Below are 11,380 nucleotides of genomic sequence, written 5' to 3' on the forward strand. Positions count from 1 at the left end.
TTTTAACAAAAACTATGTAAAGCTATTTGATTTGTCTTGTTCCGGTGTCAGAGGCGTTGCTAGTGAAGTGAGGTTAACACGCCAAACTTCCTTGTTTGGCGTGCCAAGTTTTTTTTAGTAGTTGTGCTCCATGCGTATCAAAACTGGATCAATAGCGTTGTACTACAATGAAAACATTGATAGCAACAACGTTATTAACGTTAATAGGATGTCAAATAAACTCATTTGTTATGTAAGTATAACTATTAAATATAAAATACGGATGAAATTTTTTGCAAAGAATGGTAAAGAAAAATCAAAAAAACAATAATAAAATTAAATGGATAAAAAGCAATCAAAGATTGATCAGTGCTTAACTAATTTTAAAACAAAAAGTGATCAATCACATAGTGACCTATCCATCTTTAAAAAATAATGCCTAATTTTGCTTTTTTATATCACATTTCAAAGAAATTTAGGCTGAAACAATTTGCTAAGACTAACTTTGGTTAGGCTTTAGAGACGTATTACTTTGTGAGTTGATTTTTTTAATTGAATCAATATAACTTTCAACAACTTTTAGTCAATTTTGTTGATGATAAGGATTGTTTGGGTGGGTAACCTACAGTAGTTATCCCTCCCTATTTTGTTTTTATTGGCATATTGGCCTGTTGATTTTTAAACTTGAGACCGCATTGTTCATTTGTTTAATCATATCTTGTGGACTTTGGGCTATGTAGACTTTTCCTCCAGTGGCATTAGCAATGCAATCTATTTTATGTTCGCCAGCAATATCAACGATGTTAATTTTTAATCGTGGTTTTTGTGCAGCAATATAGTTAGCCAAAGTACAAATATTATTTCTTGTACAACTGTCTTCGCCATCACTAATAATAAGAATATAATCATCACGTGTTATACCATCTAGTATTTTACTGGCTTTTTCTAGACCACTATATAAAGGTGTTCCAGCCTCGCTTGTTGTAGAGGGTGTTAATTGCTTAATTTTATGCTTTAGTGACACGCGATTAGTGTACTTATAAAATGGCGAAACATCGGCTGCGGGGCAATTCGCCAAGGTTACTAGCGATATATCAATGTTCGGTTGTATGCTGTCAATGCTAGAAGTAGCTACACTTTTACTACTTGATAAACGAGTTGGTAAGCGCGTCATACGCTTTTCATATTTGATTTTTTCTTCCTCTGACATATTACGGCCATAATCATCCCACAAATATCGAAAGTATCGCTCAACCTCTGATGGCGATTCATTCAATGTCACTGTCATCGATGGTGAATTATCAAACACTATTGCCATTTTAGATGGATTAGGATCTTTGTTCATCTCTTCTTTAGTTATACAGTTAGGTGGATTTTTTACCTTTGGTGCTGGTGGTGGCACCGGTTTTGGTTTAGGCTCAGATATTGCTGTTGGCGTAGCTTCTTCTGGCACAGTATCTTTTGGCTCACTAACAGGCTCAGGGGGCGATTTAGGTTCTGGTTCTGGTTTCTTTACTACAACAACTGCCATTGGATGGTGAACAGCTGACTTTTGTTTACCAAATGGGCAAAATAAATACCACAGAATACCAAGTAAACTAATAAGCAATAAGGCTAAGAGTAAAAAATGCCACCAACGCCAAAATGGCGTTGGTGGAATAACGGGGACCACTGCAGGTAAAACCGGTTCTTCAAAGGTATTGACAATAACCGGTTCATCATTAATCACATAAATTTGGTTACCTAAACTTTTAATTCTTGGAAGCCATGCCGAAACTAAACTTCGCTCTTCACCGCTTAATGGCATTAGTTTAATAGCATTTTCAATATCATTAATACGTGTTTGTAACGTTTTGATTATCTTATTTTTATGCGATTTGTCAGCAATACTATCAAGTAAAAGCGGTTGCCCTTCAAGATTGGTATACCAGCCTAGGTGTTGATTGTTATCAATTAGCTTTGGTGATGCTAAAATCGAAAAAGTGCGATCGGTTAAATGTGATTTTAATAATAATAGTAAGGAATGATATTGTTCTAATAGAGATATCTTCTCTGGGTTATTATAATCAAAGGCTATCCGCATTATTCGTTGCATTATTGATTTAATTCCTTGCAGTTGACTATTATTCTTATACTAAAATAACACTAACTTGAAACGTTTTTACGAATAGAAATATCAAAAACGAGATATTCAATTATCTAATATTATTTGTAAATAATTATTCACATATCGGTTTACTAATATTCATATTCGAAACAGCATTATTCATTTGTTTAACTATCTGTGTTGGGTTTTGAGCGATATAAACCTTACCTCCTGTTTTTTCCGCTACACAGTCAATTTTATGCTGTCCAGCAATATCGACAATATTTATCTTTAGATGGGGTTGTTGAGCTGCGATCTTGCCGGCTAAAGTACAAATATTCGCTTTGGTACAATTATCTTCGCCATCACTAATTACTAAAATGTAATCATCATGGTTTACGCCATCAAGCATTTTACTAGCTTGTTTTAAACCACTGTATAAAGGCGTTGCACTGTTATTTTCTAATGGATTTAACCGACTAATTTTATTTTTTAGTTTACCTCTATTTTCATAATGATAAAACGAGGTAGTTTGTGCAGCAGGGCAAGCAGAAAGAGTAACTAACGCAATATTAACATCGGGTTGTATTTTATCAATAGTCGATAATGCAACCTTTTTACTACTTGATAAACGATTAGGTAAACGTGTCATACGTTTTTCGTATGCATCAGCTTCTTGTTCGGTCATTGAATACCAATCAGAATTTAAGTATTGATTAATGGAGGCTTGAGATTCCATCAATGTCAATGTCATTGAGGCTGAATTGTCAAATATCATAACCATTTTAGGCTTGTCAGTATTATTTGCAATTTCTTCACGAGTAATACAATTTTTAGGTGCTGGCTCTGGTATCGGTTCAGGCTCCGATTTTACAACGGGTTGTTCCTCTTTAGGTAGCTCAACAACTGGATCTGGTTTCTGTTCTTCAACAGGCAGAGTAATGACAGGTTCAACATCAGCAATCACTGGCTTTTCTTTTCCATATGGACAAAATAAATACCAAAGAATACCCAGTAACCCAAGGATTAATAAGGCTAAAAGTAAAAAATGCCACCAACGCCAAAATGATTTTGGTGGAATAACTGGGACTGGTGCAGGTAAAATGGGATCTTCAAAGATATTGACAATAACTGGGTCATCATTAATCACATAAATATGGTTACCTAAACTTTTAATTCTAGGTAACCATGATGAAATAAATGTCCGCTGCTCAGCAGTGATTGACATTAACTTAACCGTAGCTTCAATATCGTTAATACGATTTTGTAACGTTTTTTCTATCTTAGCTTTATGTGATTGATCGCTAATTTCACTCAATAAGATAGGCTGCCCTTCTAAAGGGCTGTACCATCCAATATATTGATTATCATCAATCAACCTTGGTATAGCTAAGATCGAAAAAGTACGTTCAGTTAAATGCGGTTTTAGCAATGCTAACAAAGAATTATATTGATCGAATAAAGACATCTTTTCAGAATGATTATGATCAAAAATAATTCTTGTTATTCGCTGCATTGCTAATTCATTCCCTTTTATTTAGCTTCTGTTTTATTTAAACATTGATTTAGTAAAAATATATTTATATATTCAGTGCTTTTTGCAATTGTTGCAGCTTTTTATTTAACTTTTCAAGCTCAACTTGTTTTTCAAGTTCAGAACTATTTGAATTGTTGACCTTATTTAGTTGCTGTTCAATATCTTTTACTTGAGCCTGCAAATCGTCACGACCTTTGGCTTTTTGTTTTACTTCATTTGTCAGTTTAGTTAAATCAGTTTTCAACTTTTGCTGCTGTGCCTGTTTTTGTTTAATGCTTAACGAGGTGGCATTTTTTTGCTTCTCGATGGTGGCATAAATCTCTTTAAACTGCTGATTAGCTCTTACTTCATTTTCTAGAATTTGTTTTTTCTGATCAATTCGAGCCTGATAATTGCCTGAATAATTACAGCTGATTTTATCCATAATTCCAATATTGGTATTAGTCGGATCGCACTGTTCGGGCGTTGTTGAACAACCAGCTAAAAAAATAAGCGGGCTGAGTAATAGAAGGTATCTTTTTTTCATAATTAGCTCACCTTAACTGCTGAACGTTGTTTGGTAACAAGATTAATTTGATTTTCAAGTACTGATATTTGTTTATGCAATTGACTAATTTGTTGATCCAGCCTTGATACTCTAACACCTGATTGTCGTTCTTGAGAAGATATTGAAACCCAATCATTCTCAACTTTTTTCATGCTTTTTAATTTGTCTCTTAAATAAGCGATATTTGCATCAATTTGTGTCAAATCATTTTGTGCTTGTTTTTTATTTAATGTGTCATTTTTTATTTGATTATTTAATACTTTCAGTGTTGCTAAATTCTTATCTAATACTGCTTTAGCTGTTTCGGTCACCGCTTGTACTTCGTAAGTGTTCTTTTGAACGTCTTGAATATAAACATCTAGACGCATCTCATCATCAGCATATTCAGCCCGTTTACTGTCAAGATAATAGTTAGCCCCCATCATCACACCACAACCAACAGCCGCAGACGCAAGACATACTCCTGTTTTTCCACCAGCTAACATACAGCCAATACCACCTAAACCAGCACCGATAGCACAAGATTGCCAAGCTGATTTGCTAAAAAACTTAGCTGTATTGCTTTTTGTTAATGCAGGATCGACATTTCTAGAACTTACTCCTCCAGAGCCTTGACACCCTGTTAAAATAAGCGATATACACAAAGTCAGTGTTACTATAATTTTATTCATCATTTTTTTCCTTTTATCTCATTACACGTTTGTAGCCAAGCTGTCCGCTCGATCTTCCCCGATTCAATATATTGATTAATATGTTTGAAATAGAGTTTTAAATAATCGCTCATATTCGCTTTACCGCTATTTTCGAGAATAAATTGCGTTGATTTAACTTGATCATTAATCGTATTTTTCTCGTAATTTGACGCTGTATTAACAATCGTGTCGGAATAATATTTTAATATAAAGTCCCTAGCACTTTTAGACTCATCAACGACTTGTTTTAAATTATCAAGCTTCACTTTTGAGCACATATTGTCATCGGTTACAGTATCTGCCTCTTTTGAATCACAAACTTCATTAATCATTGTTTTATATAAATTATCATTATACTCAAACTTGCCATTCAAATCTGAAACATTAGCGCACAAAAATGCACCTAATTGTAATGCAGATTGAATAGAACGATCTCGTTGCTCATCACGCGCTTGATTGGCGCTACGTAAAAGTGTATTGAGTTGATTTAATTCTTTTTTTGTTTTTTCATCTTCAACTTGTTTAGTGATTTTTTCAAGTTCACCGACAACATTACCATTTTTTGTGCTATCAGTTTCACTGCCTAATTCACTCCATTCTTTGTCCAGTTCTTTTATTTTGTCATTCGAATTCATCACTTCAGTTGTATAAACTAAACGAAATCCAACATCTTTACTTTTATAAGCATTTTTATCATCATAGAAAGGCTTTTCAGTACGAAAAGCACTGGTAGTTGAAGATTCGGGCGTTAAATAGCTGCCCCCACGCACAATCATTCCGCCTTGTTGACCGTGGTAGCGATCAAGTTTATTCATTCTAAACGAATCAAACATCATTTCGCTCGCATTACCTAAAATATCATACAGATCTAGGGGATTAGGATCTAACCTACCAATAAGTTGCAATTTACCATTAGCAGACTTGGCACCAGAAAACCACGCATAATTTTCAAGATTTTTAGTCATAGGAAACCGTGATTCACGAAATTCTGATTCTGTCACTTTTGAACCACCCCGAGCGGCATATTCCCATTCCGTATTATTGGGTAAACGGACATAACCATTCGGTAAATTTATTGATTTTATTTTTGACTGGTTTGCAAGTAACCAACGATTATATTTATCTGTAAAAGCGATAGCATCAAACCAGCTAATATCGGTGATAGGAAAGGAAAGACTTATTTTAGGAGTTGGACAAGTATCATTCATGACGGATTGATATTGCAATGCGGTGATCTCATATTTACCTATCAAATAATAGCGCTCTTTACCTGCATCAGAAAAGCTACCAGCAATATAATTGGGCGTGGCATACTCGGCAAAACCGAGCTCTTTTTGATTACTTCCTAAAATGACTTTGACATCATCTAGCGGTTTATCGGTAGGGGTAAATACCTTTTTCATCACTAAACTACCATCACATGGCATAGGTAAAATAACATCATCTTTTGTAGGCTTGGGATTATAAAATTTACTATCCCAAGGTTCAGCAAAGCTTAATGCCGGTAGTAAGCTAATTGTAGCCAATCCCCAACAAGCTAATCGGATATAATTATGCTTCACGTAAGCTTTCTGCTGGTTGAATTTGAATAGCACCTCGCCCTCCTATAACCACAATGCCCGCTGAAATAAATAAAGTCAGTAAAAATGCAATAATAAGATGATAAAATTGTAATTGACTCACAACCGATTGTGAAAGCAAATTTTTACCTAACACTAAATTAAAAGCACAATTTCCTACCGCAAACAGCCCACAAGAGATTATAAAAGCAAAACAGCTCAAAATCATTGCTTGATTAATTAAATAAAGCATAATGCCTTTCGAGCGAAATCCAAGTAATCGCATAAAAGCAATATCTTTGCGTTTACGTTCAATATTCGATAAAAATGCCCCAGTAAATGATAAAACACATCCCAATACTGCCGTAATGGCAATAACGCTAAAAATAAAATTAAGCACTCGATCGATTGCTTGCATATTTTCAATTGCATTAGCCTCGGTACGCGTTTCTATATGTTTTTCTCGTAATTTAAATGCTAATGGAGCCACATTATCCAGTGAGTTTGCATAAATACGGGCCCGCGCAAACGACGTATGGTGAGGTGGATTTAATTGTCCAGTAGAAGTCACAAAAACATCACTTTGATAACCATCATAATAATTTTCCATCTCAATTAGTAAATCTAAAGAGACAAAAGCCGCTGCACGGCTATAACGATTTTCGGGAATAATACCTACCACTTCTAATTGTGTCATTCCTTTTTCAAGTTTTCCATCAAGCTGCCTTGTGATCACCATTTTCACACGACTTCCCATCGTGACTTGCATTTTTTCGGCCGATAATGAACTTAATAAAATTTGCTTTTTATTATTAGGTAATGGCAAATTTTTTGTTATTGGATCATCTTTAGCCGTGGGAATAATTTCGGCATTATTAACAAAATGGCTAGCATCTTTCATTAAATCAGCTTGTGTATTTAATGAACGTGTGAGTGGAATAACAAAAGCTGTTTCAGGTTGCTGTTTTATCCACTCAAACATTTCATCTTTAAGTTGCAAATTCCCCACAATTTTTATTTCTAAATTTTGCGGATCACTGAGTAATTGCTCTCGAAGCTGTGAAACAACACCGTATTTTAAACTAAATAACAATAATAATGGCGTAATCACTGATATTACTGAGGCAATAATACAAAATGATACTTTTTTGTCATACCATAAGTCCGCTAACGATAAACGAGTAACAAGTAACCATTTTGATATTGCTTTAGTCATTTTTTACGCCTTATCTTGTAACGGTGAAAATTCTGAGGATTGTGGCGAGGTTAACTTGGCTGATAACGTCAATAACCCTTTGTTAGCTATACATTGCAAGTCATGTGTGACAATCATGGCAGTAATATTATCTTGCTGAGCTTGCTCAATAATTAAATCAAACAGTAAATTCGCATTATAGGGATCCAATGCCGAAGTCGGCTCATCGGCAAGTAATAACGCGGGTTTATGAATAATCGAACGAATAAAAGAAGCTCGTTGCCTTTCACCAATGGATAACTGTTTAGGGTGTTTATTGAGCAAATGTGCGATATTGAGTTTTTGCACTAGATAATCAAACCGGCTATTATCCACTTTTTTTTGTAATAACTTTAATGATAATAAAATGTTGTCACGAATCGTCAAAAATGGCAGTAATCCACCTGTTTGCAGCATAAAGCCTAAATATTGAGCGCGAATATCAGCAAGTTCATCGATTTTATCTTGCTTGATTAGCGTTGCGATATCAATATCATAATTATCAACAACTAAGTTATAACTATCAATGTGGTCTGGTTTTAATATCATTCCCACCATTTCAAGTAGCGTGCTTTTACCTGCACCACTATCGCCTTGAATAACAACAACGTCACCTGCTTTGACAGTAAGCTTTGGCAGGCAAACGCTAAAAAAGGATTTACCTGTTGAGCGTGAAATCGATAATTGCTTAATATTTAACATATTATGGCAACATTTCTAATGGTATAGGATACACATTTTCACGCGGATCACTGCCGTCAGCTAATGAAATCCAACGATCGACATCCGCATTACATTTTTGATAATAGCGAATTTTACTGTTTAAATTACGGATAAATTTTTCTTGTTCAAGCCCACTCATACTTTTCCATGTATCTTGATCAAGTCCAGTGACATCGCTTTTATAAGGGATATTATCTAAATATTCACCCAGCAAACCTAAGTCAGCAATTTTTGTGACAGAATCGGATTTTAATTTACTTGGATCTTGCCCCATTGCCGCAGCAACAGAACGAAGCTGAGAGAACATATCATCGGCTGAAATCAATCCATCATTAGCCGCATTAGCGATTTTGCTAACCACGTCGCTCAAATCACTCAGTTGCGATTTTGTTAATAATATACGTGGCTCTGCTGTTGGAATAGTTGGTTTGACAAAATCTTTATCGGTAATCCATGCTTTAAAAACTGACGGTGCTTGAGTGCCCTTAACATCCCCCAAATAAGCCAGTTGCATTGCCTTGCTTAGTAGCAATGCATCTTTTAACATGTCTGAGTTATCATCTTTTGCATTGATGGCATTACCAACAGAAGCTTCACCTTTATAAGCAAGTTTAACTTGTTCAGACAATGCTTTTGCTAGCAAATCAACTTTTTGACCAAACTCATTTACATCACCTGCATTCACTGGGTAATAAAGTGATTTATGAATAAAATCGTTATACGTTAAGTCCGAATATTGTTCTGCCGCAATTTGATGATCTTTTGCACCACTTGGCGTTTTTAAATGTAATGCATAAATCGCAACACCTTTATGCTGAGCTTCAAGTCTTAATTGCGCTGCATCCATGCCAGTGCTAGAGAGCTTATCATCACCAGGAATTGCACTCGCATCTGTTATTAAAATCATATAACGCGCACCAAAACTATTCCAATTAATATCATTTAATGCTTGAGCAACACCCGCATAAGAGTCTTCAGCAAAATACGAGGTAGAAACGGTAGCTTGTTTAAGCGAAGAACTCAGTTGTTTAAAATCTTCCTTATCTTTAACTTTATTAGGATCCGCAAAAATTTTGGTCACAAATTCAAGCTTATCTGATGCCTTTAAGCTTGACCGAAAGGAAACCAATCCAAACTTAACTTGATTTTGCAAATTCTCTTTTTCAATATGTTGATAAACTCGCTCTACCGCTTCCTTAGTCCTTGAAATATAAGGATCCATAGAAATAGTCGAGTCAATAACAAACACTATGGCGGCTTTAAAAGGGGCTACTTGGTTGGCACTATCATCAGTCGTTTGGGTAGTTGTTGGTTTTGTGTTATTTTTTATCAATGATTCTTGTTTACTGACTGAGGCAACTTCTAACACTCGCTCATAAAACCCTTGCCCATTCATCACTTCCTCACCTTGTAAAATAGGTAATAAATAGAAGTTACTTTTAAAATCAACGAACTCTTTAGGTTCTTGAGCCACCACGTCTGAAGCGGGTTTATTGGCTTTTAATGCATCACGAATAGGTTTTAATAAAGCTTCAGGCTTGTCTGCATCCACAATTGCTGTTAATGAGGCCTTATCTTTAAAAAAGAGCAAAGGATCACGATCCACTGGATTTGTAAAAACCAATGTCATTTGCATATTCCAAGCTATCGCACATGAATTATTAATCCAACCAATGGTTTTTCCGTAAGAATCTGGACCAACACTAAGCCACTCTTGATTATTGTCATTTTTGCGTTCATAAACATAATAACGGGAAAATGCAGGCAAGGATTTGCCTGTAGCATCGGTAATATTGTTTTTTAATTCACACGTTGGGGTACTTAATACTCGTTGGTATAGGGTTGTTTTTCCAGCCTGTTTAAGTGGCTCAGTTGCAAACCCTATCAAAGGTAAGCATGTTAGACCTAGTGTGCAAATGAGTTTCGAGATAGCTAGCTTATTCATTCTTGCTCCTCATTATTTTTGTAATTCGGTTAAACGATCTTTAACGAACGTATTATTTGCATCGTTAGTCAAAGACGTTTCATACCAATAAATAGCCGTTTCTTTATCTGCTTTAAAGCAATTATTTGCTTCATAATATTTTTCGTCATACTCTTTTGCATATAACATCGCAATTTTAGAATTAGTTTGAGCCTGATTTGCATATAACCGCTGAGCAATATTACATTTTTCAGTTTTTTTAGCTTCAGTAATGATTTGAATAATGGCATCCGTCTCTGGTTTGGTCTGTAAACATTGTTGAATAAAGGTTAAATCATCAGCAGAGGCGTTGTTCAAACTACATTGACCACTAATTTGCACTGCTGGAGTTGGTTGTGATTGATTTTTGGGAAATAAAAAATACCATGCAGCAATACCAAGTCCAATTAGCACTATACAACCGATAATAATAGCCACAATTAACCCTAGGCGACTTTTGGATTTAACTGGTTCCACTGGTATTATTTCTAGTTCTGGTTCGATAGGTTCCGCTAACGTTCCACTTTCAGGATCAAGGCTAGATTCTTCAATTAATGGTGTTTGCTCTTCAATAATAGAATCACTAACAGGATCTGGCTGCGCTATAGTTTGCTCGTCATTCGGTAATGCGGTTTGTAAGTTTAATGCTGTTGATGCAAGAACTGAGTCAGCAATACTCACAACTCCTCCATCAACATAATTCTCATTTTGCTTATCACGAATTTGTATAAGAAATCGAATCTGGCTTTCTTGTGATAATAAAGAGTCGACCAGCCATTCACCAATTTGTCCTGTTAATTGTCCATTATAAACGGACATATTTTCAACGGCGTGCCAGTTTTTTTCAGGACTCCATTGATTCAAACCAGATAAATAATAGCCGTCTTGATTTCGTTGTATAAGCATATCAATGTTAGAACTACCACTCCATTTTTGAGCTAAAAACTTCGCAATACCGGGTTTATAACCATCTAATTCTATTCTTAATGCCATGATATCCTCTATTTTTATACTCAAATATGTAAGTACTTTTTATCTGAGCTATTGAATAGGAAAGGGC

General features: G+C 35.2%; 9 protein-coding genes. All 9 read right to left on the minus strand.

Features of this window, described 5'->3' with window-relative positions; translation table 11 throughout:
* Positions 1–631 precede the first annotated feature (631 nt).
* The 9 genes from GA0061081_RS06190 to GA0061081_RS06230 all read right to left on the minus strand — a co-directional run bounded on the left by GA0061081_RS06190 (position 632) and on the right by GA0061081_RS06230 (position 11,313).
* A complete protein-coding gene (locus GA0061081_RS06190) occupies positions 632–2,074 on the minus strand; it encodes a vWA domain-containing protein (protein WP_091348354.1) in 1,443 nt (480 codons plus the stop codon).
* A 124-nt stretch (positions 2,075–2,198) separates the two neighbouring features.
* On the minus strand, positions 2,199–3,581 hold the full coding sequence (locus GA0061081_RS06195; RefSeq protein ID WP_091348356.1) for a VWA domain-containing protein: 1,383 nt from the start codon (positions 3,579–3,581) through the stop codon (positions 2,199–2,201).
* Positions 3,582–3,645: 64 nt separating this feature from the next.
* A complete protein-coding gene (locus GA0061081_RS06200; protein ID WP_091348359.1) occupies positions 3,646–4,128 on the minus strand; it encodes a hypothetical protein in 483 nt (160 codons plus the stop codon).
* Positions 4,129–4,130: 2 nt separating this feature from the next.
* Positions 4,131–4,820, minus strand: a complete 690-nt coding sequence (locus GA0061081_RS06205; RefSeq protein WP_091348362.1) for a hypothetical protein — start codon at positions 4,818–4,820, stop codon at positions 4,131–4,133.
* On the minus strand, positions 4,820–6,403 hold the full coding sequence (locus GA0061081_RS06210; protein ID WP_209435377.1) for an SUMF1/EgtB/PvdO family nonheme iron enzyme: 1,584 nt from the start codon (positions 6,401–6,403) through the stop codon (positions 4,820–4,822). Before GA0061081_RS06210 ends, GA0061081_RS06205 begins: the two co-directional genes overlap by 1 nt.
* Entirely contained in the window at positions 6,393–7,616 is a 1,224-nt protein-coding gene (locus tag GA0061081_RS06215) for an ABC transporter permease (RefSeq protein ID WP_091348365.1), read from the minus strand. Before GA0061081_RS06215 ends, GA0061081_RS06210 begins: the two co-directional genes overlap by 11 nt.
* Positions 7,617–7,619: 3 nt before the next feature.
* Positions 7,620–8,336: an ABC transporter ATP-binding protein gene (locus GA0061081_RS06220; RefSeq protein WP_091348367.1), complete on the minus strand. Its 717-nt coding sequence runs from the start codon at positions 8,334–8,336 to the stop codon at positions 7,620–7,622.
* Position 8,337: 1 nt separating this feature from the next.
* The gene (locus tag GA0061081_RS06225; protein ID WP_091348369.1) at positions 8,338–10,302 is read right to left on the minus strand and encodes a vWA domain-containing protein; all 1,965 of its coding nucleotides are present in this window, start codon (positions 10,300–10,302) and stop codon (positions 8,338–8,340) included.
* A gap of 12 nt (positions 10,303–10,314) precedes the next feature.
* Positions 10,315–11,313: a flagellar basal body-associated FliL family protein gene (locus GA0061081_RS06230; protein WP_091348371.1), complete on the minus strand. Its 999-nt coding sequence runs from the start codon at positions 11,311–11,313 to the stop codon at positions 10,315–10,317.
* Positions 11,314–11,380: the final 67 nt, after the last annotated feature.

It is taken from the genome of Gilliamella bombicola (assembly GCF_900094945.1).
GTDB classification, from domain to species: Bacteria; Pseudomonadota; Gammaproteobacteria; order Enterobacterales; family Orbaceae; genus Gilliamella; species Gilliamella bombicola.